The organism is Bradyrhizobium sp. JYMT SZCCT0428 (assembly GCF_018131075.1).
GTDB lineage: Bacteria > Pseudomonadota > Alphaproteobacteria > Rhizobiales > Xanthobacteraceae > Bradyrhizobium.
This window is the reverse complement of the sequence record NZ_JAFCLS010000027.1, coordinates 63796-87304: the sequence shown is the minus strand read 5'-3', so window position 1 is coordinate 87304 and position 23509 is coordinate 63796. Positions and strand designations below refer to the sequence as shown.

Genomic DNA, 23509 nt, shown 5'->3' with positions numbered 1-23509 from the left:
GCATGGCCGTTTCGTGCCCAATACCGACAATATGGCCAGGAGACGAAGCCCGTGCCGGCTACAGCGGCGTCGCCTCTATCAATGCTTCGGAGATATCCAAAGGTGTGATCCGTTGAAGTTGAAGACCGGCGCTGGCAAGAAGGCCGGCAAACTCATCGGCCGTGCGCTCCCGCCCACCAGGCGTGCGAACCAGCATCATCAGGTCAATGAGCGCGTTTCTCCGCGCCGTCTCGGTGGGCTCGACACGCTCAGGCATCACACGATCAAGGATAAGGAGCTTGCCTGCGTCTGACATCGCTTGGCGACACGATTTCAACACTGCCGTTGCAGCCTTATCATCCCAGTTGTGCAGGATGTGCACCAACAAATAGAGATCTCCGCCTGACGGGACCGCGCTGAACATGTCGCCATCTACGAGGGCGCAGCGACCCCTGAGGTCCGCTCCGGCGATCTTACCGGATGCGCCTTGAATGACGGACGGTAATTCGAAAAGGATGGCGCGCAGGTGGGGGTACGCGTGCAGAATCGCTGCAAGAACTTCACCGTGCCCGCCCCCGACGTCGATCACCTGACATACGCCATCGAAGTCGTAACTCTTGATGATTGCCGCCCCCGTGAACCTGGACGCCGCGCTCATGCCTTCGTTGAAGACCTGCGCCAGGTCAGGCCGCCCTTGCAGGTAACTAAAACCGCTCTCTGCACCGAAGGCGATCTCGAACGCACTGCGGCCGGTGGCGATGCATTGCTCCAGATGGCCAAACATCTGCCGCGCGTGCTCACTCCCATACATCAGGACTAGAGGCCGCACGGAGCTGGTCGAATTGGAGGTCAGGCATTGTCCCACAAGGGTCAGCTCGAATCTGCCGGCGCCGACATCCCGCACGAGATCGAACGCCGCAAGCGCACGCAGCAGCCGCTGCGTGGACTGAACATGCGTGCCGGCCCTGCTGGCGATTTCGCTTATCGTGCAGACCTCGGCCGCCAGCAGGTCCCAGATCCCCAGACGGGTTGCGACATAGAGCGCGTGGGACACCTGATAGGAGAGTGCGAGCCGAACGGCTGCAGCTGCTGCGGGCGCACCCGTTTCGACGCCTGTGCGGTTGCTCACCGAAGACTCCTTGTGCGATGCGATTGATCAGTTCACGGCTGTTATCCCGGCTGTCCGGATGACCCGCGTCCACTTCTCGCTCTCGCCTCTGAAAAAGGCCGCGCATACCTCCGGCGTACTGGCGACAGGTTCGAAGCCGAGGGCCGCGGTACGCGTGGCAACGTCAGGCAGCGCCAGAATTGCAGCTATCTCCCGGTGGAGCGTGACTTTGACAGGTGCCGGCGTTCCCGAGGGGACGATGAATGCAAACCAGCCCTCGCCTTCGATTTCCGGATAACCCGCGTCTGACATGCTCGGCGCATCGGGTAGCGCCTGCGCCCGTGTGCGGCTGGTCACCGCCAGAGTTCGGAGACCACCGCGCTTGATGTGTTCGATGACCGGTGGAAGTGAGCAGAACAGGATCGGCGTATGCCCGCCCAGCGTTGAGGTAGCGGCCGGGGCACCGCCACTGAAGGGAACGTGCGTGAGGTCGAGGCCCAGCGACAGGCGAAACTGTTCCCCAACAAGGTGCGGCGGCGTGCCCACCCCCGGTGACGCGAAGCTGAACCTTGAAGGACTGGACTTGATCAGGGCGACGAGCTCGGAAACGGTGGCTGCAGCCACCGACGGATGCACGGCCAGAACGATCTTGGCACTTACGGCCAACGTCACCGGATCGAAATCCCGAAACGGATCGTATGGCACGCTCGCATACAATAGTGGATTCACAATGAGATTGGGTGGCACAACCAGGATGGTGTGCCCGTCGGCTGCCGCTTTGGCGCCTTGTCCCATCCCGATGTTGCCGCCGGCACCGCCGACGTTCTCAACGTAGAACTGCTTGTCCAGGCGCGCTGACAGTTTCTCCGCGACGATGCGGGCCAGTATGTCGTTTGGTCCACCCGCTGCGAACGGCACGATGACGCGCACCGGCCTTGCGGGATATGCAGTTGCAAGAGAGGGCAGCGCGAAAGCGGCAGTAGCCCCTGCTGCACCTTGCAGAAATTGTCGCCGTTGCAATGTCATGGTTCACCTCTCGGATCGGTAGACACGCACTTGCCATGGCAAAGAGGTACCACCGCCAACCAAAGTCAGGTATGATATCTAAATGACAAAATTAATATCGCTGGTGATATGGCACTCGAACTCAGGCATTTCCGCTATTTCGTGGCTGTGGCCGAGGAAGGCCACATCACACGAGCTGCTGAAAGGTTGGGCATGCAGCAACCACCGCTCAGTCAGCGCATCCGCTTCATCGAGCAGGAGCTTGGTGCGCAACTCTTTTTGAGACGCCCGCGCGGCGTAGACCTGACTGAGGCAGGTCGCGCATTTTTGGACATCGCCCGATCGATGCTCAGTCAGTACGATGCCTCCTATAAGGCAGTCCAACGCGCGGCGCGCGGCCAGACAGGGCGTCTGTGCGTCGGTGCTACGCCGACTAGTGCGTTCCATCCAATCGTGCCCCTGGCGATCCGCTCATTCCGCGACGAGTTTCCTCAGGTCAACCTGACATTAGAAGAGCGCTTGCCCGCCGATCTAATCAAACGCCTTCAGGAGAAAAGCATCGACGTTGCCTTCTTGCGCGCGGAGACGTTCGAGGAAACCGACCTTTCCGTTAGACCCTTGCTGGTCGAGCCGATGGTCGTCGCGCTGCCAACCGGACACAGACTCGCTCGCATTAACGGCGCAATCGCCCTGAAAGACCTGGCGCACGATGCGTTCATCGTCTTTGCCCGCCAGACAGGCCCCGCATTCTTTGAGACGACGATCGCTGCATGCCGCGAGGCCGGCTTTTCTCCAACGCTCGGACAGGAAGCCCCCCGGGTCACGTCAGCCTTGAACCTGGTGGCTGCAGGGCTAGGCGTGTGTGTTGTACCGACCTCCGTCATGCGGATGGCGATGGAGGGCATCGTCTACCATCCACTCAAGGGATCGGGGCTGTTGAAGGCGCCGATCAATCTCGTTTCACGCCGTGGGGACCCGGCAGCTGTCGTCCGCAACTTCCTGAACGCGATCAGGAGAGCGAAGGGGACGCTCGCAGACCCGAAATAACCGCTTTGGGAGGCGATATCGCACTTCGCTTGTGAATTGTCTGCTCAACTTTCAGGAGGGGACATGCGGATATCTAGTTTGCTAAATCTAAGTCATCGAACCGAATGCCGCACCGCTGTGCGACAAGCGATGCAGCAGAAGAGAAGCCACGAGATCGACTTTCGCGAGATTTTTTGGCTTGTTCGATCTTCGACTTTTGCAACAATATTGCTAATAAGCGACATCACTCGATCACCTAGTCGGCACGAGCGAATAATGAAGACGGCATATTCAAGCCGAGCGCTTTGGCGGATTTCAGATTGATCAACAACTCAAATGTGACTGGCCGTTCTATTGGTAGGTCCGCTGGACTGGCGCCTTTGAGTATCTTGTCTATGAAGGCCGCCTTGCGCCGATACAGATCAGACAAGCTCGCTCCGTATGACATTAGCCCGCCTACGATAGCGAACTCGCGGAAGCTGTAAACTGCGGGTAAGCGGGCACGCGCTGCAAGTTCGACCAACACCGTCCGGTTACTTACGAATAACGGAGAGGTACCGAAACAAATCGCTTGCATGTTTTCGCGTACTATAGTTGCGAAGGCGGCCTCAGCTTCACTTGCCGTGCGTGCTTCAAAGATACGGACGTTGAGACCCAGAGCGTTGGATGCTATCGGAGCTTCCTTGATTTCCTCCGCGTCGGTTGGATCATCAGGATGGACAAGGAAAGCTACTCGAACCACATCGGGAAGTAGTTCCTTGAGCAATCCGAACCGTTTTCCGACCAGTGTCCTGTCAGCCCACCAAAATCCCGTGACGTTGCCGCCCGGCCGAGCGATGCTGCTGGCCAGCCCAATCGCCACCGGGTCTGGAGACGAGTTCATCACGATGGGGATAGTGCGGGTGATGTTGCGCACCGCCAATACCGCCGGCGGTGAGCCGGCCACGATGACGGAGGGCTTGAGCGCCACCAACTCGGCCGCGAGACCAGGAAGACGCTCGATTGCTCCGTCAGCGTACCGTGCTTCGAGCGTGATGTTGCGATCCTCGCTATAGCCGAGCCCGCGCAGCCCCGCCCGAAGCGCTTCGAGATTTCGCGCCGCCGCTGCGGATGAAATCGGCAGGAGAACGCCGATTACCCGACGCTCGGAAGATTGCTGAGCGGCGACTGGCAGCGGCCACACCGCGGCTGCGCAGACAAGTTTGATGAATTTGCGCCGCTTCATTGCGCTACCCCCCACCACACACCGTCATTGGAGTAACGTACCATAAGTCTGGCATACCCCAGGGCGAAATTTTCGAACCAGCGTCCGTCTGCTGGTGCTTCTAGCGTTTCACCTCGACCATCACCGGCTGATCTTTATCCTTGATGCCGACCACTAGTGTCTTGGAAGCTTTGTCGGTTGGATTGCGCCCAAAGTGAGGGGTATTCGGCGGCGTATATAGGGCTTCACCCGCCTTCACGACCTTCGTTCCGATGCCGTCGATTTCGAAGGTCTGTTCACCTTCGATAACGAATGTGACCTCGTGTCCGTTCGGGTGCTGATGCAGTGGCAACCTAAAGCCGGGCTGCCATGTCGAGGAGAAGATCAACAGCTCCTGGCCCTGGAGGTTGTTCAAATCCGTGCGTAAGATTTGGTTCGTCGAGTACAGGGGCGACTGAGCCCGACTGTATTCCATCGTTATGCCTCCCAAGACTGCACCGGCAACAAACAATCCGCTCATCACGAATATTTGTTTCATTTGCTGCTCCCTCGCACCGAGCGCGGTGCATCTGCTCAACAAAGCATTGCGGCACATAGCTCGTACAAGACTAGGCAGTTTTTACAGTAGAGGTCCAAGCCGACGATGTCCGCTTCGGGTCGATATTGTTGCAAAAGTCGAATCGAACAACCCCAAAAATTTCGCGAAAGTTGATCTTTGGACTTCTCAGCTGCGGCGTCGCTTTTCAGCGCCACTGTACGCCGCGCGTAAACCGCATCAGCGGCTCCAAAAATTTTTGTTCGTCACCCCAAAAAGACTTTCGCAACAATAGGCGCAAGTCGATATCTCGCCATGTCCACGTTGCATCTTTTTGGTTTGGGGCGGCCCCTGACTAGGGGCCTGTAGCATAGTCTCTATAGCAATTAACTTAGGACAACATCATTGCCCGGTCTGTGGGCCGAGCGATCAATTATTTTTTCGCGCTACCTTTGAACCTTCGCCAAGCTCACGTGACCCACTCCAATGCGGGAGACCGGAGGGTCTCATGAGGAAGCATCGGACGTTTACGGGGTTCGTGGCTGCCGTTCTGCTCGCCGCCGTCGCCGGCGCCGTTACCTTGAGGTCGCAGCCTACCAAGGCGTTATCCAACGCGGCACAGGCTGAATTCGGGAGCGCGATGCCAGGTTCGGAACCAATTTTTGGAGTAAAAAAGCCTGTCAGATACGAAGCGATAATTGACAATTGGAAGCGCTACCGGTCGGCAACAAACCTAACGTATAAAGCCGGCACAGGTAGGGCGTTCGGCTTAACAGTCCGAGACCTCCTTCGGCTCTGCACCCAATGAAACAAATGCGATTGCACCTCGATCATCTTAACGGCGATTCTTGCGAGCGCGTCACCCAGTGCGTATGTGCAAGCGCCATCTATCGTCGGGAGGATCTAATGCTGGTCACTTTGACTTAAAAAGGGAGAGTGACATGAGCGCCGTTTTGCAAAGCTTCTCCCTTGCGCATCCGCAGCATACATCGCCCATAGAGATGTGGATGGCCTACTGCTACCCCTGTCGAATCGATCCGATTGAAAACAAGTTTCTTTTAGCCCTGCGAACGGGCCTCGTGGCGGGTTCCATCATGGAAACACAACAAGTACGATATTTTCTCGCGGTTTGTGAGGAATTAAGCTTCACTCGTGCTGCGAAAAAGTGCGGAATCAAACAACCAACGCTCAGTCAAGCCATAAAGCAAATGGAGCAGGCTGTGGGCGGTAAGCTTTTCGTGCGCGGATCGCCCGTCCAACCGACCAAACTTGGTTTTCATCTGCAACCCGTCTGCATGCAAATTAACGAGCTGCTTGAAAACGCGCGCGCTATGGCAGCCTCACTCGAAGAGCCAACGACGTCGCTGAGTAGGGCCAGGTAGTCCGGGTCCATGAGGGGCCGTGTCGTTTGAGACTGTTCAGCGATGATCGTGTAGTAATACGCACACACAAGCACGGCGCACGTACTGAGCTTGGCGAGAAGCCTCTTGAAATCGATGCTCGTACCTGCAGCACCGCGCAAGTGATGCCCGCTGTTAGTTGCTAACAATGCATCGGAAGATCGCCTGAATCGAGACACGGAAGGCTGGGATGCACCTGACACCCCTACCGCTCAGTGGTGCTCGAACCTGTCTCCGCCAATCGTCTCCATGAAAACGGGAATTTCTACGGTTTGGGCTGGAGACTTTCGGTAGATTCTCGCCAAGGTTGCTGATTTCCGGAGACCAGAGACTTTGGACAATCGCACGAAAACCCTATAGTATGCGGTACTTTCAACCGATACTGGCACACTCTCTCTAGTTGAGTGACTGCCTGGCTGGCGACGCAGTGCAGATCGCACCCGTCTCCACGCAAATTCCCTGCAAACAGGGAATTTTACAGGGAAACTAACGATCTTAGTGGCTCGGAGACGGGTCCTATTGCCAAAAAAGCGCTGCACTGCAGCGCCTTTTGAGGCAATTCCCTACTCTAACTAACAGGGAAATGACTTTAGGCTAACAGGGTATCGTGACGAAATAACAGGGAAATTCCGAGGTCATTCGGTGTGGTCAGCAGATTTGGTCACGGCTACCGCAATTGGCTGCCCTGCGGCTTGAAGGTCGCGACGAGCGAAACCGGTTGGCTATCGCTGAGCCGCCCTCCATTCCGCCACAATGCCATCTAGGAGGGGCCTTGGCGTCCGAACACGGCAACTGTCCCAGCGGTCTGTTGCCCTTAGGCAAACCTCGCCGATCACGGAATGCCAAGGTCCGCTGCAACGCCTGCGACCTAAGTTTCCCCGCTATATTGGTGGTACAGTTTGGCGGCGTTGTCCCAGCGAATAGCTTCCATATAGACGTCGACGTAGCGCGCGGCCGCCGCGCCGTAGTCCATGTGATAGGCGTGTTCGTACATATCGAGCACTAAGACCGGACGACCTCCCGCAAGCGTCGTGGTGTGGTCGGCGGCCCATTGGTTGACGAGCCGTTTGTCGCGAGGTGAGTAAGCTAGGATCACCCAACCCGAACCACCGCCTTCCGCCTTGCCCATCGCTGCGAACTCGGATCGCCAGCGCTCCATACTGCCGAAATCACGCGCGATGGCGTCAGCAAGAGGTCCACTGGCCCTTGCGCCACCACCAAGCCCATCAAAATAGACTTCGTGGAGGATCATCGAGTTTGAAGCAATCAGTTCCTCACGCTTCAATCCGTTGATGACGAAATTCGGAGCCTTGGCGAAATCAAGCTCTGCCAGTTGAGAGCCAATCGCGTTGAGGCGCTTCACCGCGCCGACATAGTTGTTCTCATAGTGGCTAACGAGCACCTTTTCCGAGATGCCCGTGATGGTTTTCGGATCGAAGGGCATCGGTTTGGCTTGATAAGGCATCGCTTTAGCTGCGGCCTGCAGGTTGCCTTGGGCAAGCGCCGGTGTTCCGGCAAGCACCGCCGTCGATGCTACGGCAGCACTTGCGGCCTTGAGAAAGTTTCGGCGTTCGGTGGTCATGGTCATCGGACTCTCCACGGTTGGTTGCCCCCGCATGGTAGAAGCCGCCCGTGCAGTTTCATGGCACGACGGCTCGGGTCCCCGCAGGCGCGGAAAACCGGATGCTGGCGGAAAAACGCACAGCGGCAGCGGCGCAAGGGATTAGGTCTACGACAGTCCATCAACCGCATACCTGACGGGGTTGCAGGTGCCAGCTATGCTTAGTGTGCACGCGTCGCTGGACCACGTAGCAACTGCCGTCGTCACCGTATGAATCGCTATAGGCATACGGATAATAGCCATACGGATAGTCGTGAGCGTAGTCGCCATAGTAGTCGTACGGGTAGAAGCCGAAGCCGAAACGCCGCCCGAAGCCGCGATCATGAAATCCACGGCCGCGGAATCCACCACCACGAAATCCACCTCCGTGGAAGCCACCGCCATCATGGAATCCGCCCGCCATGCTGCCGCCATGGAATCCGCCAGCTATGCCGCCGCCGTGGAAACCGCCTCCTCCGAAGCTACCACCATGGAAACCGCCACCGCCGCCGCCGTGAGAACTGCCACCGCCAAAGCCACCGCCGCCCATGCCGTGGCCGCCGCCACCACCGCCACGGGCCAGCGCCATCGTTGGCGAAATCAGGCCAGTGGACGCAACTGCCAATAACGCGATCACTATCTTACGCAACATGACCATTCTCCGTCAGAGATATTCGCTCCCAACCAGGACCGGGCTTTCGACGTAGGAATCATCTTGGAGAATCGCTACCAGCTTCGACGAGGTCCGTTACTCAACTCTCCGCGAGCCACGCCTGATTAAATTTAAATTTAGTGAACGAGTTGTTCGCGGCGCGCGCGGCGCGGCCGAAGCGCGCGCCCACTGTTGCAGATGCAGCCTAATTTGGAATTTCGTAGCAAACATCTGCTGAAATTTGAATCCGAATTGACCTTCCTCGATGGCGGCTTAGCCAACACCCAGATCCTCGGTTCCAGACGCCTCCAAGTGCTGGGGGCGGCGCATCTTCCTTCGCTTCAACTTGACAACATGAGTCGCGCAGGCGGCCCGTTGCTCGGCTTCGGTCAATGGGAAGGTGACGAGCAAGGAATATCCTGCGGCGGCCCAAGTCGTATGAACGCGGCCGCCCAAACAGCTGGCCAGTTCGCGGACGATCGTTAGCCCTTGGCCGCGCCGGATCAGTTCAGGAACCGAGCCATTGTCAGAGACCCCGCACTTTACAACATTGCCGGCAAGCATCAACTCCACGCGCAATTCTGGGCGTCTTCCGTCGAATTGTGCATGTCGTGCCACATTGGTCAGTAGCTCGGATACAATCAGCCCAAGCTTCCAACAGCGTTCTCCTTCAAGCCGCAGATCATCCGCTGAAAACAACAGACTTATCGCCAGGCGGTCCAGTCGGTATTTCGTGACAGAAACGCACAGCTGCTGGAGGTATCTCGCGGCATCGCTGAGGCGCCCCTGATTCGGTATGCGCAGCGCCCGATGAACGTCGGCGCATTGATGCAGGAGGTCTACCACGTCGAGAAGCGCCGCCTTGACCGCCACGCTATCCGACTGCACCGCTTTGGCTGAAACCACGCATATGGCGGATGTTAGCTCGTTTTTTATTCTGTGGTTCAATTCGCGAAGGAGCAACGATCCTTCGGGGTTCGGTAACGGTACGATGTGCTCTGTCATTTTGTGCTCCACGGCTGTCCTCTTTAAGCAAAAATGAAGCTAAGCGTCCGGCCCGGCTTCGTTCGGATAGCAATGCCTTCCAGACAGATCGGGCAATGAATAGCCTCAGACCGGAGTGTCTATGAATCGACGCTGCGGCGCTCCAATCCAGCCTCAATCGCGTCGAAGACGATCTCCGCTGTTATCACTGCAAGGCTCGTTCACAGGATGATCGCGGCGCGCGGCGATTAGACGTTCGGTCATGCTAGCACTCCCAATGCGAGGTGTCGGTTAACTCGGCAGCGTGGGCGCCGTGATGCTCCATAGAGTAGCGGAGGTACGTCGGACGATCTTGTTCTTTTTTGATCCAATTAGACGGTGACTGCGCAGTTCCTTGCACATGACAGCGGCTGTTAGTGCCTAGTAACTCCCCTGAAAGGCAAAGCCGTTCCAGCCGCGGCAATCTCATCCAAGACCACAGCCAGCATTCGCATCACATTGCTGCAGAACTCTGAGCGAGCTTAAGTCGACCAGGCAGGTGCGCCCCCATGAACTCTTCCAGAACCAATGCTGAAGGCCGTCATCTCTCACCGTTCGTCTGATGCCAAGACGACGTCTCTCATTTCGGATGAACCCGGAGCAAGCGCAATGAACGTCAAGACCATCGTTGGCCAGCTTTGCGAAAGGCCCGCTGTTCCCGCATCTTCTCGTTTCGCCGATCGTCTCGCGCAGCGTTGGCGCTTGTCCGACTTCTTCGAGCTCACCAAACCGCGCGTCATGTTGCTCGCTGTCTTCACCGCGGTCGTCGGATTGATCAGCGCAGGCGGCCAGCTCAATTCGCTGCAAGCCCTTGTTGCGGTTCTCTCCATCGCCGCCGGGGCCGGAGCCGCCGGCGCCCTCAATATGTGGTATGACGCGGATATCGATGCAGTCATGGCCCGCACCGCGATGCGGCCAATTCCTCGGGGCCGGGTCTCGAAGGTCGAGGCTCTTGTCTTTGGAGTTGTTCTTGGCGCAACCGCAGTCGTGGTTCTCGCTCTCGCTGCGAACCTCACAGCAGCCGCGCTATTGGCCGGCACGATTCTCTTTTATGTTGCCGTCTACACGGCGTGGCTGAAGCGGTCCACGCGACAGAACATCGTCATCGGCGGTGCCGCCGGTGCAGCTCCTCCCGTAATCGGATGGGCCGCTGCAACCGGAGACATCGGGCTTGAGCCGCTTGCGCTGTTCCTCATTATCTTCCTTTGGACGCCGCCTCATTTCTGGGCTCTCGCGCTCAATCGCACCGACGACTATTTCCGCGCCGGCGTACCCATGCTGCCGGTTGTTGCTGGAAAGGCTGCGACGACGCGCCAGATCCTGATCTACAGCGGCCTCTTGGTTGTGGCCTCGGAGCTGCCCTGGGCATTGGGGTATGCAGGCACGGCGTATGGCGCGATCGCCGCTATCTTCGGAGCGCTCTTCCTTCTGCTGGCAGGGCAGCTGAACAGGAGCGCTGGGGCCGATCGCCCCGCTGCCCAAAGATTGTTCCTGTTCTCCATCTCCTACCTGTTCGTGCTGTTTGGGACTCTCCTGATCGAGCGTGGACCTGAATCATTTTCATCCATGCGCTCGTCGCACGAAAAACGGACGCTTGGATCGGCGCACGCCGACCTCGCGCCAGGCACCGTCCGCAGCGCCTGCTGCACCTTCAACTTCAGCGAGGTCTAACATGCGATACGGTTTACTTGCCGTCGTCCTGATCGGTGCCGCGACACTCGGTGGCTGCAGCGATGGAGTGCTCGATCCGAAAGGGCCTATTGCCCTCGCCGAGCGGCAAATTCTGTTCAACGCGCTTGGCATCATGCTGGCGATCGTGATCCCGGTAATCGTTGCGACGCTTGGCGTCGGCTTCTGGTTTCGTGCATCGAATAAGCGCGCGCGCTATCGACCAAACTTCGCGTATTCGGGCCGCCTCGAGATGCTCGTCTGGTCGATCCCCGCCATGACGGTGTTCCTGGTTGGCGGCGTTGCGTGGGTCGGCTCACATGAGCTGAACCCGCGCAAACCGATCGAATCCGCCGTGAAGCCGCTGCGAGTCCAGGTTGCTTCGCTCGACTGGAAATGGCTGTTCATCTACCCGGACGAAGGCGTCGCGAGCGTCAATTACTTGGCGATCCCGGCGGGCACGCCGGTCAGTTTCGAGCTGACGTCTTCGGGTGTGATGAACAGCTTCTTTGTGCCGCAACTCGGCAGCCAGATTTACACCATGGCCGGAATGGTAACCCGCCTTCACCTGCAGGCCGACCAGCCGGGCAGCTACCGCGGAATGTCCGCGCAATACAGCGGCGAAGGCTTTGCCGACATGACCTTCAACGTCGAAGCCGTTGCTCCCGACAAATTCTCGGAGTGGGTCGATGCGACGCGCAGCGTTGGCGTGGAACTGAATGGCACGACTTACGCGGAGCTGGCGAAGCCCAGCACCAAGGTGGCGCCGTTCACCTATCGCGCGGTCGCGCCCGGCTTATTCGACAGCATCATTGTCTCCGAAATGCAATCCGACGATGCGATGTGCCGCAAAAATCCGACGTCAATGAGGGCAGAAAAATGAATCTACTTGGCAAGCTGGATTGGAGCGCGATCCCTCTCGACCAGCCGATCATCATGGGCGCGACAGGCGGAATGGTCCTGGTCATCGCGGTGGTCCTCGGGTGGATCACCCTGAAGGGCTACGTGCCTTATCTGTGGCACGAGTGGATCACCTCAGTTGACCATAAGCGCATCGGTATCATGTACATCATCCTGGCCCTGATCATGCTGCTGCGCGGATTTGCCGACGCCCTCATGATGCGGGGGCAACAGGCGGTCGCAGCGGGCGGCGCGCAGGGATATTTGCCGCCCGAGCATTTCGACCAGATCTTCTCGGCCCACGGCACCATCATGATCTTCTTCATGGCGATGCCGTTCGTGATCGGGATGATGAATTTCGCGGTACCGTTGCAGCTCGGCGTGCGTGACATGGCATTTCCAACCTTGAACTCGGTAGCCCTGGGGCTGACCGCGTCGGGCATCCTCCTGACGAACGTCTCGCTCGGGGTTGGCGAATTCGCCAAAACCGGTTGGGTCGCCTACCCGCCCCTGAGCGAGTTGCAATACTCACCCGGCGTCGGCGTGGACTATTATCTCTGGGCGCTGCAAATTTCCGGCGTCGGCACGCTGATGACGGGAATAAACTTCGTCGCGACGATCCTGAAAACGCGGGCGCCGGGCATGAGCCTCATGCGCATGCCGGTCTTTTGTTGGACGTCGCTCGCCGCAAACCTTCTTATTGTTGCGGCCTTCCCGGTTCTAACCGCCACCTTTGCGATGCTGCTGCTCGATCGCTACCTCGGCTTTCACTTCTTCACGACAGATGCCGGGGGTAACCCGATGATGTACATCAACCTGTTCTGGGTTTGGGGTCACCCGGAGGTCTATATCCTCGTGTTGCCGGCGTTCGGCATCTTTTCCGAGGTTGTCTCGACCTTCTCCGGCAAGCCGCTGTTTGGCTATCGCTCCATGGTGGCCGCGACGATGGCGATTTGCGTGCTGTCATTCTTTGTCTGGCTGCACCACTTCTTCACCATGGGTGCCAGCGCGAACGTCAACGGTTTCTTCGGGGTCATGACGATGATCATCGCCGTGCCGACGGGCGTCAAGGTCTTCAACTGGCTGTTCACGATGTACGGCGGCCGCATTCGGTTCACCGTTCCGATCCTGTGGTCGATCGGCTTCATGGTAACGTTCGTGATCGGTGGCATGACCGGCGTGTTGATGGCCGTGCCTCCCGCCGACTTCCAGCTGCACAACAGCCTGTTCCTGATCGCGCATTTCCACAATGTCATCATCGGCGGCACGGTGTTCGGCCTGATGGCGGGCTACAATTACTGGTTCCCGAAGGCATTCGGCTTCAAGCTCGACGAACGCTGGGGCCGGGTTTCGTTCTGGTGCTGGCTGATCGGCTTCTATGTCGCCTTCATGCCGCTCTACGCGCTCGGTCTCATGGGCATGACCCGCCGCATGCAACATTACGACGTTGCCAGCTGGCAACCGTGGCTGGTGGTGGCGGCGGTCGGCGTCGCCATCATCCTGGTTGGCATCGTCGCCCAGGTCATCCAGCTTGTGGTCTCGATCCGCAACCGCGAACAATTGAAGGTGACCGCGGACCCGTGGAATGGCCGCACGCTGGAATGGGCGACCGCTTCGCCGCCGCCAGCCTGGAATTTCGCTGCGCTTCCGCAGGTCGCAGACCTCGATGCCCTCTGGAACAGGAAGCAGCGTGAACGCACCCAACAAACCCAGGCGCCGAAGGATCGCAAGTTCGATCCGATCGAAATGCCGAAGAACAGCGCGACCGGCTTCATCACCGCGTTCTTTGCGGTCGTCACCGGCTTTGCCATGATCTGGCACATCTGGTGGATGGCGGGTCTCGGGGCAATCGGGATATTTCTGACCATGCTCGCCTTCGCATTTCGCGACGAAGAGGAAGTCGAAATTCCGGCCGAGCAGATTGCCCGGTTCGAGCAGGCGCACCAGGCGGAGATTACAGCATGAACATCGCTGTTGCAGTTGATGAGGGTCGTCACGAGGCGCGGCCGAGTGCAAGCGAGGCTGGTCCCGCCACAAAGCGGATCGTGGTCGGCTACGGCTTCTGGGTATTCCTCCTGAGCGACATCGTGATGTTCTCGGCGTTCTTCGCCGCGTACGCGGTGCTCGCGCACGCCACCGCCGGCGGTCCAAGCGGCGTGCAGCTGTTCAGCCAGCCCAGCGTTGCGATCGAAACCGGCTGCCTTCTCGCGTCGAGCTACACCTGCGGATTGATGTCGCTGGCGATTGGCTCGCGGCGCTTTGGCGTTACCTATCTGGCTGCCCTTGTCACCTTCCTGCTGGGAGCCGCGTTCCTGGCGCTCGAGGTGCGGGAGTTCATGGGCATGATCGCCGTTGGAGCCGGCCCGCAGCGCAGCGCTTTCCTCTCCGCCTTCTTTACGCTGGTCGGTTGTCACGGGCTTCACGTCGCGGCCGGCCTGGTCTGGCTGGCGGTGATGATGGCTCAAGTCGCCATCAAGGGCATTAACGCGACCGTGGAGCGGCGTCTGCTCTGCTTTTCACTGTTCTGGCATGCGCTCGACATCGTCTGGGTATGGCTGTTTACGGTGGTCTATCTGATGGGAGTCCTTTCATGACCGATATGCAATACGATCGCGCGCCCGGAGACGCGTCAGCGCTTCCCGACGTGGAACAGGGGACGTCGTCCGGCCTGCTTGTCTACACGATCGGACTGGCTCTCGCGGTGGTCCTCACGGCCATGTCGTTCTGGGTTGCCAACACATCGCTGCTCTGGATCGGCGGCGTCTCACTCGGCTTGACCGTGCTCGCGATCGCGCAAATGGGCATCCACCTGGTTTTCTTCCTGCATGTTACGACGGGGCCGGACAACACCAACAACGTGATGGCGCTGGCGTTCGGTGTGCTGATCGTCGTCCTGGTCGTCGTCGGGTCGCTCCTGATCATGGCAGATCTGAACGACAACATGATGCTTCCAGCTGAGCTGATGAATCTGCATATGCAGCGTTGAGCCGCAACACCGCAAGGGGTATCCAATAGGCGTACGCGCTTGCGATTCAGGCGCCTGGCGGGACCAGCGGCGAGCTGGTCCCGTTTCAATATCCGACTGTGGCCGACGAATTCAAACTGGCGCAGAGGCCGGCACAACTCCCCAACCATCAAAAAAGAGGCCGATAGCGATCGCTCGCTATCGGCCTGAACGACCTGGTTGACGTCGCTGATCTTGTGCCGGCGTCAACATTTGAGCGTCCCGGGAGGACAGGCGCTCGGCCTTACAGGTCAGATGTCGGGGCCTCGTCGATTCGAGGGCTATCGTCGAGATCGATCCGACGCAACCAACCCTAAGCGAGCGGGACGCTGGCCTCTTGTACAAACTTGCCTCGAATTGTAGCCGCAAGCCGCATTTGGCGATCTGCCGAACACATCCCGCAAATGCCCTTTGAACAAGCGCGTCCCAAACCCAGCAAAGACATTCGCGCGATCAGTTCGGTTGAGTCCTAAAAGTCATCGCAGCATCCCGCAATACTGGAGCGCCCCATGATGATGATCAGGCTTGCCATTCTACTGACGTCAGCAACGATCAATGCATCCACCGTTCCTGCCGCCGCGGCGCAATGCACCTCGCCGACCGCAATCACCGCCATTCGGACGCACTGGGCTGCCGTGCGCAGTCAGCTCAGCAAAGCCACCGACCATGACGCCGCATGCCGCGCCTATGCGGCTGCGTTCTACCAGTCGGTAACGACACGTCAGGCGGCTGCCGGCTGCGCTGGCGATGCAGATATCACTGCGCTCGATACGGATATCAACGCCTTCAACGACCTGCTGGCGACCAGGTGCGGCGGGTGAGCCGTCGCTTTGGCGCATTCCTTCTCGAGAGGTTGATCCAATGATCCTCTTTCCACTTTTCACATTCTTGATCTGGCTTCAGGTCTTCACCTCCGTAACGCTTTTGAAGCGGAAGCCAATTCTAGTTCCTGATGCACGACCAAATGCGAAGCAAGCCCATTCCGACGGCGGCAATCCCGTTCAATAAGGCGCAGCGCCGCTGCGTCACAGTTCAACCCGAATGATCGATCTCACTTTGGATCAAGAAAGTACAAAGGTGACTCCATGCCAAAAGCGGCCTTGAACATTGTCAAAAGTGCAAGCACGCAAACAACGATCCCACGCCTGTTCGTTCTCGAGATCAACGCCGGGAAAATCCACGTGATGAACACGGACGGTTCCGATCGTGCGACTATCGTGACCGGCTGTCACCTTCCCGACGGTATCGTCGTCGACGTAGAGGCTGGTCATATTTACTGGACCAATATGGGCGTTCCCAGCCTGAACGACGGGTCCGTTGAACGCGCCGATCTCAACGGCAAGAACCGCAAGGTGATTGTTCCTGTTGGAGCTACCCACACCCCGAAGCAGGTCATTCTCGATAAGAAGGCCAGCAAGCTCTACTGGTGCGACCGCGAGGGCATGCGCGTCATGCGCTGCAATCTCGACGGGTCGCAACTCGAGACGCTTATCGAGACCGGACGTGGAGATGCTGACAGCCGGGACTCGACAAAATGGTGCGTCGGGCTCTCGATTGATCGGAAGCACGGGAAGATCTATTGGTCGCAAAAGGGCCCCGACAATGCCGGACGCGGCCGCATCTCCCGAGCCAATGTTGAAATACCCGCCGGCGAGACGCCGGCCAATCGCACCGACATCGAGGTCTTCTTCGACGCGCTGCCGGAGCCGATCGATCTCGAACTCGATCACGAGAACCGCGTCATGTACTGGACCGACCGTGGCGATCCGCCACGCGGCAACACGGTGAACCGCGCCTCCATCGACAACAAGCCGACCGAACCTGAGATCGTCGTGACCCATCTGATGGAGGGAATCGGCATCGCGCTGGATGTACCTGGCGATCGCATGTTCGTCACCGATTTTGCCGGCTCGATTTATTCCGCACGGCTCGATGGATCCGGCGAACGAAATTTCCTCTACGCGCAAGGCAACCTCACCGGCATCGCATATGCCGAAATCCCGAAGGAGAAGTGACATGTCGCAAACCAAACCTATTCGCCGCATCGCCATTATCGGCACCGGTGTGATCGGCGCGAGTTGGAGTGCGCTGTTTCTCGCCAAGGGACTCCAAGTCGTCGCGACGGACATCGCGCCGAATGCGGAAGTTGCGCTGAGGAAGTTCGTTGAAGCCGCCTGGCCGGCGCTCAAGCGATTGGGCCTGTCGCCCGGAGCGTCGCAGTCGAACCTGACGTTCACGCCCGACCTCGCGCAGGCGCTCGCCGGCGCCGACCTCGTCCAGGAGAACGGCCCCGAGCGAATCGATTTCAAGCAGAAGCTCTACGGGCAGCTGGACGAGCTGCTGCCGCCCGACGTGATCATCGCATCGAGCTCGTCGGGGCTCACCATGAGCGAGATCCAGAAGGGCGCCGCGTCCCATCCCGAGCGCTGCGTGATCGGCCACCCGTTCAATCCGCCCCACTTGATCCCGCTGGTCGAGATCGTGGGCGGGGCAAAGACCTCGGAAGCGACAATCCGGCGCGCGGATGAATTTTACACCTCGATCGGACAGCGGACGGTGCGCGTCAACAAGGAAATGCCGGGGCATGTCGCGAACCGGCTGCAGGCGGCGCTGAGCCGGGAAATCTATTACCTGGTTGCGGAGGGCGTCGTGAGCGCCGCCGATGTCGACACGGCTCTCTCCTGGGGTCCGGGCCTGCGCTGGGGCGTTATGGGCGGGTTGATGCTCAACCATCTCGGCGGCGGTCCAGGCGGCATCGAGCACTTCTTCCAGCAGTTTACCGGCCCGATGACGGCCTGGTGGAAGACCCTCGGCTCGCCGGTGCTGACTCCGGAAGTACAAAAGAAGCTGATCGACAGCGTCCATGCCGAGGCCGGATCGCGCACCATCGAGGAGCTGGAGGCGGAGCGCGACGAGGTCCTGCTCGGCCTGATCGAGCTGCGCAAGCAAGTCGGAAAGACCAGCTCTCCGATATTGCGAGAGCGGGTCCTCTAGGATCTGCCGACCATCCAATCAAGGCCCCGAAAGGCAACCGCCTTTCGGGGCTTTTTTCGATTCGAGGACTCGCAGAAGCGTGAGCAGACAAGAGGGCAAAGACGTCCCCGAGACCGCAAGCTGCTTCAAGAACGCTGATCGCTTCCGCATCAGATTGGTCGTCGAGATCACGATCCACCTCACGCAAGGAGACGCGACATGCCCACCGCAACCACCGCAAGCAAGACCGCAGCCCCGAAGCCGGCGCCCGTACCGAACGGCGACTTCTATCAGCTGGTCGACCATCTCACCCCTGAGGAGAAGGCGATCGTCAAGAAGGTGCGGACCTATATGGAGACCAAGGTCCAGCCGGTTATCAACAAATACTGGTCCGATGACGCGTTTCCGTTCGAGCTGCTGCCCTCGTTCAAGGAGCTCGGCATCGGCGGGCTCGGCTTTGAGGGTTACGGCTGCGCCGGGGGCAGCCAAAAGCTCTTCGGCTTCGTCGCAATGGAGATCGCGCGCACCGACGCGTCGTTTTGCACGTTCTGGGGCGTACACAGCGGCCTTGCCATGGGCTCGATCTATCTCGATGGATCCGAGGAGCAGAAGCAGAAATGGCTGCCGCAAATGGCGCGTTTCGAAAAGATCGGCTGCTTCGGCCTCACCGAGCCGCTGGTCGGCTCCGGAACGAGCGGCGGCCTGACCACGACGGCCAAGCGCGAAGGCGATACCTGGATTCTCAATGGACAGAAGCGGTGGATCGGCAACGCGCCATGGTGCGACCTCTCCATCATCTGGGCACGCGATCTCGCGGACAACCAGGTGAAGGGGTTCATCGTTGAGAACAAGTCGACGCCCGGTTTCAGCGTCGAGAAGATTGAGCACAAGATTGCGCTCAAGGTGGTCCAGAACGGCCAGATCACGCTGAAGGATGTACGGGTTTCCGAAGCGAACCGCCTGCAGGGCGGCAATTCGTTCCGCGATACCGCACGCGTGCTGCGGATGACGCGATACATGGTGGGTTGGGCGTCGACCGGCATCCAGATGGGCGCATTCGAAGCAACCCTCAAATACGCCCAGGAGCGTCTGCAATTCGGCAGGCCGATCGCTTCGTTCCAGTTGATTCAGGATCTGCTCGCCAAGATGCTTGGCAATCTGACCGCGTGCCAGTGCCTGATGCTCCGCCTGGCGCAGCTCGATGACGAAGGCAAGCTCGGCGACCATCATGCCGCGCTGGCGAAGGCGTTCTGCACGGCGAAATCGCGCGAGACGGTCTCATGGGGACGCGAGGTCCTGGGCGGCAACGGCATCGTGGCCGACTACAACGTCGCGCGCTTCTTCGCCGATGCCGAGGCGCTCTACTCCTACGAAGGCACGTATCAGATGCAAAATCTGATCGTCGGCAAAGCCATCACCGGTCACGGCGCCTTCGTGTGATTTCACGGCGGCCGACGCACCGACGCCGGCTGCTCCCCCTATCCAGGAGATATGACTATGGTTTCAGAAACTGCATCGTTCACCCCTTCACCGGCAACAGCACCCACCGCTTTGCCCAGGGCAACGTTGGCGCTTGCGAACGTCCAGTACGAAAAAAAAGGGCCGATCGCCTACGTGACGATCAATCGGCCCAAGGTGCTCAACGCGCTCAACACGCCGACCTGGACGGATTTGAAGGCGGCCTTCGAAGACGCAAAGGTTGATGCGTCCGTGCATGGCGTGATCCTGACCGGCGCCGGCGACAAGGCCTTTATTGCCGGCGCCGACATCAGCGAACTCGCGCATGTTGACGCCTACGAGGCGGAAGAATCCAGCCGGTTCGGTCAGGGCGTGCTCGATCTGATCGAAAATCTGGGCAAGCCGGTAATCGCAGCCATCAATGGCTTTGCGCTCGGCGGAGGCTGCGAGACGGCGATGGCTTGCAGCATCAGGATCGCCGTGGAGCACGCCAAGTTCGGGCAGCCCGAGGTGAAGCTCGGGCTGTTGCCGGGCGGCGGCGGCACGCAACGCCTGCCGCGGCTGGTCGGCAAGGGCCGCGCGCTGCAGCTGATCCTCACCGGCGAAACGATCTCTGCCCAGGAAGCCTATCGCATCGGCCTCGTCAACGAAGTTGTTCCTGCGGCCGATCTCATCGCGCGTGCCGAGACGATCCTGAAGCAGATCGCGGCCAACGCGCCGATCGCTGTCAAGTTCTCGCTGGAGGCGGCCAACAAGGGGATGGACACCAGCCAGGCCGAGGGGTTTGCGCTCGAAGCATCCTATTTCGGCATCTGCGCGGCAACCGAGGACAAGAAAGAAGGCACCTCCGCCTTCCTCGAGAAACGCGCGCCGCAGTTTCACGGACGCTGACTTTCGCGCGCAAGCGAGACTGGACATCCATCATGGCAACGGCTTCTCCCACTCCAGTCCCGACAGAGCGATTCCGGCTGACCGGCTCCGATGGGCTGTGCATCGCGTGCGCCCGCTGGGACAGTCGCGGTCCGGCCCGCGGCGTTGTTCAGATCGCCCATGGGATGGGCGAACACATGGGGCGCTACGCCGACACCGTCGATGCACTCGTTGCGGCAGGTCTCACAGTCTACGCCAACGATCATCGCGGGCACGGCCTCTCGGCCCACGCGCAATTAGGAGAATTTGGCAGGGGAGGCTTCGAACTTCTCGTCCAGGACATGCTCCGCCTGAGCGAGATCGCCAGAGAAGAGAATCCCGAGCTGCCGCTGCTCCTGTTGGGCCACAGCATGGGATCCTTTGCCGCGCAGCGATATGTCATCGACCACAGCTATGAGATCGATGGCTTGATCCTCTCGGGATCTGGAGTGCTGGAAGGCCTGGCGCGGACCGCGCGTCCGGAGGCCGCGGGCAGCAACCTCCTCAACGCCGCATTCGAGCCGGCCCGCACTCCCTTCGACTGGCTGTGCCGCGATCAGGCGATCGTCGATGCGTTCATGGCAGATCCCCTCTGCTTTGAAGACCTTCATCGCGACTCTCTCGAATCCTTCCTCGGCACCGCGCCGCGGTTGTGCGATCCGGTCGCACTCCGGAACATCCGTGGTGATCTCCCGATCTATTTGCTCTCCGGAAGCGACGATCCCGTCGGGCAGCACCTGCGGGGACTCCACAGGCTGATCGGCCGGTACCGTGATGCCGGGCTGCGTGACATAGCCTTCGATTTTTATCCGGGCGGTCGACACGAGATGCTGAACGAGATTAACCGCCGCCAGGTCCAAACCCGCCTGCTCCGCTGGATTTCCCGGACACTGGAAAAACTCAACGACGATGACCGCCGCGTTTCAATCGCGGTCGAACTTCAACACTAAGGAGACAAACATGCCAAGCGACAATATTTTTTCAGGACTCAAGGTGGTAGACCTCGCGAGCTTCATCGCGGGCCCAAGCGCTGCCGTAATTCTGTCCGACTTTGGCGCCGACGTCATCAAAGTGGAGCCACCGAGCGGCGACCTGTGGCGAATTGCGAACCACTTGCCACCGCAGCCGGTCGCCGAGGAAGCCTACCCGTGGCACCTCGCCAACCGCAACAAGCGCGGCATCACGCTTGATCTGAAATCCCCGAGCGCGCAGCAGGTTCTCGAAAAGCTCGTCAAATGGGCCGACGTGCTCGTCGTCAATACGCCGCATCCCGCCCGTGCAAAATTGAAGCTCGAATATCAGGATGTGGTGCGGTGGAATCCGCGGCTGATCTACGCGGACATCTCGGGCTTCGGCGATAAGGGACCGGATGCGAATCTCCCCGGTTTCGACATCACTTCATACTGGGCGCGCAGCGGCCTGTTGTCGATGACGCGCGACGCCGGAGCCTCCCCAACCTGGCCGGTGGCCGGCAGCGGCGACAACGCCACCGCCGTCGGGCTGTATTCGGCGATTGTCACCGCGCTCTATCGTCGCGAGCGCACCGGCGAGGGAGCACATGTCACGACGTCGCTGCTCGCCGAAGGCGTGTGGTCCGCCAGCGTCTCGATCCAGGCTGCACTTTGCGAGGCGAAGTTCTTCGGTCTGCATGATCGTATGCACCCCGCCAATGCGGCAATGAACGTGTATCGCGCCCAGGATGGCACCTGGTTCGTTCTGATCGTCACGCCGGACAAGCTGGCGGCCGTCGCGAAAGCCCTCGACCGAACGGATCTCCTGACGGATCCGCGGTTTTCCGACCCTGCGAAGCTGATGGCGAACATGTCAGAACTCACCGCCATTCTGGACAAAATCTTCTGCTCGAAGCCGATGGCGCATTGGTACGAGGTGTTCAACGGCGTTCACGTGACATTCGGCGCCGTGCGTGAGCCGCAAGAGGTGATCAACGATCCCCAGCTCCGGGCGAACGACATCGTCGTTCCGCTCGAGGGCGCCGGCGGCAAGCTGACCTCGACGATCAGCAGTCCGCTTCAGGTCCATGGCGTCGCCAAAGTGTCTGCGAAGCGCGCCCCGAAGATCGGAGAACACAATGAGGAGGTTCTCCGGCAGCTCGGATTTAGCGCGGCCGAAATCGACGGGTTGCGGGCGAGCGGCACCGTTCCCAAAGCAAAGGAACATGCCGTCTAGCATGACGACACTGTCGGGGCGGCGGGAGCTGCCCCGAACATTCGACTTGCAACGAAATTCACCTAAGGAAACAGGAGTTCGACATGGATGATATTGTTACCGAACACGCAGGCAGCGTCCTGCGGGTCCAGTTCAACCGTCCGACCAAGCGCAATGCGATGACGTCAGCCATGTACGTGGCTCTCGCGGGCATTTTCAACGAGGCGGCGAAGGACGAGAACACGCGCGTCGTTCTCTGGCACGGCGCGGGAGATTCGTTCTGCGCGGGAAACGATATCCAGGATTTTCTGAAGAATCCTCCCGGACCCGGGGAATCTCCGCAAGCAAAACTGATGGAAGCGCTGGTCAACTTCGACAAACCGATCGTCGTTGCGGTCCAAGGCGCCGCGATCGGTGGCGGCACCACCATGCTGACGCACTGCGACTTCATCTACGCGGCCGAGAGCACGAAATTCCATATGCCCTTCATCAATCTTGCTCTCGTGCCGGAATTCGGATCGAGCTGCTCCGTGCCGGCGCGGATCGGTCATGTCCGTGCGGCGGAGTTGATTTTGTTGGGAACTCCGTTTGACGCCAGGCGCGCCGCGGAGATGGGTCTGGTTACCGAAGTCGTATCCGACAAGGACGCATTGGCGAGAGCGACGGATACGGCGCGGAAATTGGCAGCGAAGCCGGCCGCTGCGCTGCAGGCCAGCAAGAGGCTCATGAAGCAGCCATTTCGCGAGCAAATCAAGGCGGCGATGAAAGCTGAGAACGGAGAGTTCAGTACGCAGGTCCGTTCTGAAGACGCGAAAGAGGCGCTTACGGCGTTCCTGGAAAAGCGAAAGCCCGACTTCACGAAGAACATCAAATCTCCAGCGACCACATAGGCGCGAGAC

At 59.5% G+C, this 23509-nt stretch carries 22 protein-coding genes; 15 read left to right on the top strand and 7 right to left on the bottom strand.

Features of this window, described 5'->3' with window-relative positions; all coding sequences use genetic code 11:
- Positions 1–58: 58 nt before the first annotated feature.
- Complete coding sequence (locus JQ575_RS25835; protein WP_212035954.1) at positions 59–1108, bottom strand: methyltransferase; 1050 nt, start codon at positions 1106–1108, stop codon at positions 59–61.
- A 27-nt stretch (positions 1109–1135) separates the two neighbouring features.
- A complete protein-coding gene (locus tag JQ575_RS25830) occupies positions 1136–2113 on the bottom strand; it encodes a tripartite tricarboxylate transporter substrate binding protein (RefSeq protein WP_212035953.1) in 978 nt (325 codons plus the stop codon).
- Positions 2114–2221: 108 nt separating this feature from the next.
- Here JQ575_RS25830 and JQ575_RS25825 point away from each other — a divergent pair, with 108 nt between their 5' ends.
- Positions 2222–3139: a LysR family transcriptional regulator gene (locus JQ575_RS25825; RefSeq protein ID WP_212035952.1), complete on the top strand. Its 918-nt coding sequence runs from the start codon at positions 2222–2224 to the stop codon at positions 3137–3139.
- A 235-nt stretch (positions 3140–3374) separates the two neighbouring features.
- On the opposite strand, the gene JQ575_RS25820 is transcribed toward JQ575_RS25825, so the two are convergent.
- A complete protein-coding gene (locus JQ575_RS25820) occupies positions 3375–4343 on the bottom strand; it encodes an ABC transporter substrate-binding protein (protein ID WP_212035951.1) in 969 nt (322 codons plus the stop codon).
- 100 nt (positions 4344–4443) lie between these two features.
- Positions 4444–4860: a cupin domain-containing protein gene (locus JQ575_RS25815; protein ID WP_212035950.1), complete on the bottom strand. Its 417-nt coding sequence runs from the start codon at positions 4858–4860 to the stop codon at positions 4444–4446.
- 938 nt (positions 4861–5798) lie between these two features.
- Between JQ575_RS25815 and JQ575_RS45780 the strand changes: the two genes are divergently transcribed.
- On the top strand, positions 5799–6239 hold the full coding sequence (locus tag JQ575_RS45780; protein WP_283842644.1) for a LysR family transcriptional regulator: 441 nt from the start codon (positions 5799–5801) through the stop codon (positions 6237–6239).
- Between the two features lie 886 nt (positions 6240–7125).
- On the opposite strand, the gene JQ575_RS25805 is transcribed toward JQ575_RS45780, so the two are convergent.
- The 3 genes from JQ575_RS25805 to JQ575_RS25795 form a co-directional block, all read right to left on the bottom strand.
- Positions 7126–7845 carry a superoxide dismutase gene (locus JQ575_RS25805; protein WP_212035949.1) on the bottom strand — a complete coding sequence of 240 codons (720 nt, stop codon included), beginning with the start codon at positions 7843–7845 and terminating at the stop codon, positions 7126–7128.
- A gap of 154 nt (positions 7846–7999) precedes the next feature.
- A complete protein-coding gene (locus JQ575_RS25800) occupies positions 8000–8509 on the bottom strand; it encodes a hypothetical protein (protein ID WP_212035948.1) in 510 nt (169 codons plus the stop codon).
- A 273-nt stretch (positions 8510–8782) separates the two neighbouring features.
- Positions 8783–9514: a sensor histidine kinase gene (locus tag JQ575_RS25795; protein WP_212035947.1), complete on the bottom strand. Its 732-nt coding sequence runs from the start codon at positions 9512–9514 to the stop codon at positions 8783–8785.
- Positions 9515–10141: 627 nt separating this feature from the next.
- On the opposite strand from JQ575_RS25795, the gene JQ575_RS25790 reads away from it, so the two are divergent.
- The 13 genes from JQ575_RS25790 (at position 10142) to JQ575_RS25730 (ending at position 23500) form a co-directional block, all read left to right on the top strand.
- The gene (locus tag JQ575_RS25790; protein WP_212035946.1) at positions 10142–11203 is read left to right on the top strand and encodes a heme o synthase; all 1062 of its coding nucleotides are present in this window, start codon (positions 10142–10144) and stop codon (positions 11201–11203) included.
- 1 nt (position 11204) lies between these two features.
- Positions 11205–12083 carry a ubiquinol oxidase subunit II gene (gene cyoA / locus JQ575_RS25785; protein ID WP_212035945.1) on the top strand — a complete coding sequence of 293 codons (879 nt, stop codon included), beginning with the start codon at positions 11205–11207 and terminating at the stop codon, positions 12081–12083.
- A complete protein-coding gene (gene cyoB / locus JQ575_RS25780; protein WP_212035944.1) occupies positions 12080–14065 on the top strand; it encodes a cytochrome o ubiquinol oxidase subunit I in 1986 nt (661 codons plus the stop codon). Before cyoA ends, cyoB begins: the two co-directional genes overlap by 4 nt.
- Positions 14062–14694 (top strand): cytochrome o ubiquinol oxidase subunit III, encoded by a 633-nt coding sequence (gene cyoC, locus JQ575_RS25775; protein ID WP_212035943.1) that lies wholly within the window; start codon positions 14062–14064, stop codon positions 14692–14694. Before cyoB ends, cyoC begins: the two co-directional genes overlap by 4 nt.
- Positions 14691–15086, top strand: a complete 396-nt coding sequence (gene cyoD / locus JQ575_RS25770) for a cytochrome o ubiquinol oxidase subunit IV (protein WP_212035942.1) — start codon at positions 14691–14693, stop codon at positions 15084–15086. The genes cyoC and cyoD overlap by 4 nt, the downstream gene beginning before the upstream one ends.
- A 527-nt stretch (positions 15087–15613) precedes the next feature.
- On the top strand, positions 15614–15925 hold the full coding sequence (locus tag JQ575_RS25765) for a hypothetical protein (RefSeq protein ID WP_212035941.1): 312 nt from the start codon (positions 15614–15616) through the stop codon (positions 15923–15925).
- 363 nt (positions 15926–16288) lie between these two features.
- The gene (locus tag JQ575_RS25760; RefSeq protein ID WP_249166897.1) at positions 16289–17119 is read left to right on the top strand and encodes a 3-hydroxyacyl-CoA dehydrogenase; all 831 of its coding nucleotides are present in this window, start codon (positions 16289–16291) and stop codon (positions 17117–17119) included.
- A 1-nt stretch (position 17120) separates the two neighbouring features.
- Entirely contained in the window at positions 17121–18098 is a 978-nt protein-coding gene (locus JQ575_RS25755) for a 3-hydroxyacyl-CoA dehydrogenase NAD-binding domain-containing protein (RefSeq protein WP_212035939.1), read from the top strand.
- Positions 18099–18296: 198 nt separating this feature from the next.
- Positions 18297–19517 carry an acyl-CoA dehydrogenase family protein gene (locus JQ575_RS25750; RefSeq protein WP_212035938.1) on the top strand — a complete coding sequence of 407 codons (1221 nt, stop codon included), beginning with the start codon at positions 18297–18299 and terminating at the stop codon, positions 19515–19517.
- Between the two features lie 57 nt (positions 19518–19574).
- Positions 19575–20426 (top strand): enoyl-CoA hydratase-related protein, encoded by an 852-nt coding sequence (locus JQ575_RS25745; protein WP_212035937.1) that lies wholly within the window; start codon positions 19575–19577, stop codon positions 20424–20426.
- 32 nt (positions 20427–20458) lie between these two features.
- Positions 20459–21394 carry an alpha/beta fold hydrolase gene (locus tag JQ575_RS25740; protein ID WP_212035936.1) on the top strand — a complete coding sequence of 312 codons (936 nt, stop codon included), beginning with the start codon at positions 20459–20461 and terminating at the stop codon, positions 21392–21394.
- A 10-nt stretch (positions 21395–21404) separates the two neighbouring features.
- Positions 21405–22631 (top strand): CaiB/BaiF CoA-transferase family protein, encoded by a 1227-nt coding sequence (locus JQ575_RS25735; RefSeq protein WP_212035935.1) that lies wholly within the window; start codon positions 21405–21407, stop codon positions 22629–22631.
- Between the two features lie 83 nt (positions 22632–22714).
- The gene (locus tag JQ575_RS25730) at positions 22715–23500 is read left to right on the top strand and encodes an enoyl-CoA hydratase (protein WP_212035934.1); all 786 of its coding nucleotides are present in this window, start codon (positions 22715–22717) and stop codon (positions 23498–23500) included.
- Positions 23501–23509 lie beyond the last annotated feature (9 nt).

Excerpts from the sequence above, each read along its gene's own strand:
- JQ575_RS25830 (WP_212035953.1), bottom strand. The coding sequence starts at position 2,113 with ATGACATTGCAACGGCGACAATTTCTGCAAGGTGCAGCAGGGGCTACT.
- JQ575_RS25825 (WP_212035952.1), top strand. The coding sequence starts at position 2,222 with ATGGCACTCGAACTCAGGCATTTCCGCTATTTCGTGGCTGTGGCCGAG.
- JQ575_RS25820 (WP_212035951.1), bottom strand. The coding sequence starts at position 4,343 with ATGAAGCGGCGCAAATTCATCAAACTTGTCTGCGCAGCCGCGGTGTGG.
- JQ575_RS25815 (WP_212035950.1), bottom strand. The coding sequence starts at position 4,860 with ATGAAACAAATATTCGTGATGAGCGGATTGTTTGTTGCCGGTGCAGTC.
- JQ575_RS45780 (WP_283842644.1), top strand. The coding sequence starts at position 5,799 with ATGAGCGCCGTTTTGCAAAGCTTCTCCCTTGCGCATCCGCAGCATACA.
- JQ575_RS25805 (WP_212035949.1), bottom strand. The coding sequence starts at position 7,845 with ATGACCATGACCACCGAACGCCGAAACTTTCTCAAGGCCGCAAGTGCT.
- JQ575_RS25800 (WP_212035948.1), bottom strand. The coding sequence starts at position 8,509 with ATGTTGCGTAAGATAGTGATCGCGTTATTGGCAGTTGCGTCCACTGGC.
- JQ575_RS25795 (WP_212035947.1), bottom strand. The coding sequence starts at position 9,514 with ATGACAGAGCACATCGTACCGTTACCGAACCCCGAAGGATCGTTGCTC.
- JQ575_RS25790 (WP_212035946.1), top strand. The coding sequence starts at position 10,142 with ATGAACGTCAAGACCATCGTTGGCCAGCTTTGCGAAAGGCCCGCTGTT.
- cyoA (WP_212035945.1), top strand. The coding sequence starts at position 11,205 with ATGCGATACGGTTTACTTGCCGTCGTCCTGATCGGTGCCGCGACACTC.
- cyoB (WP_212035944.1), top strand. The coding sequence starts at position 12,080 with ATGAATCTACTTGGCAAGCTGGATTGGAGCGCGATCCCTCTCGACCAG.
- cyoC (WP_212035943.1), top strand. The coding sequence starts at position 14,062 with ATGAACATCGCTGTTGCAGTTGATGAGGGTCGTCACGAGGCGCGGCCG.
- cyoD (WP_212035942.1), top strand. The coding sequence starts at position 14,691 with ATGACCGATATGCAATACGATCGCGCGCCCGGAGACGCGTCAGCGCTT.
- JQ575_RS25765 (WP_212035941.1), top strand. The coding sequence starts at position 15,614 with ATGATGATGATCAGGCTTGCCATTCTACTGACGTCAGCAACGATCAAT.
- JQ575_RS25760 (WP_249166897.1), top strand. The coding sequence starts at position 16,289 with ATGAACACGGACGGTTCCGATCGTGCGACTATCGTGACCGGCTGTCAC.
- JQ575_RS25755 (WP_212035939.1), top strand. The coding sequence starts at position 17,121 with ATGTCGCAAACCAAACCTATTCGCCGCATCGCCATTATCGGCACCGGT.
- JQ575_RS25750 (WP_212035938.1), top strand. The coding sequence starts at position 18,297 with ATGCCCACCGCAACCACCGCAAGCAAGACCGCAGCCCCGAAGCCGGCG.
- JQ575_RS25745 (WP_212035937.1), top strand. The coding sequence starts at position 19,575 with ATGGTTTCAGAAACTGCATCGTTCACCCCTTCACCGGCAACAGCACCC.
- JQ575_RS25740 (WP_212035936.1), top strand. The coding sequence starts at position 20,459 with ATGGCAACGGCTTCTCCCACTCCAGTCCCGACAGAGCGATTCCGGCTG.
- JQ575_RS25735 (WP_212035935.1), top strand. The coding sequence starts at position 21,405 with ATGCCAAGCGACAATATTTTTTCAGGACTCAAGGTGGTAGACCTCGCG.
- JQ575_RS25730 (WP_212035934.1), top strand. The coding sequence starts at position 22,715 with ATGGATGATATTGTTACCGAACACGCAGGCAGCGTCCTGCGGGTCCAG.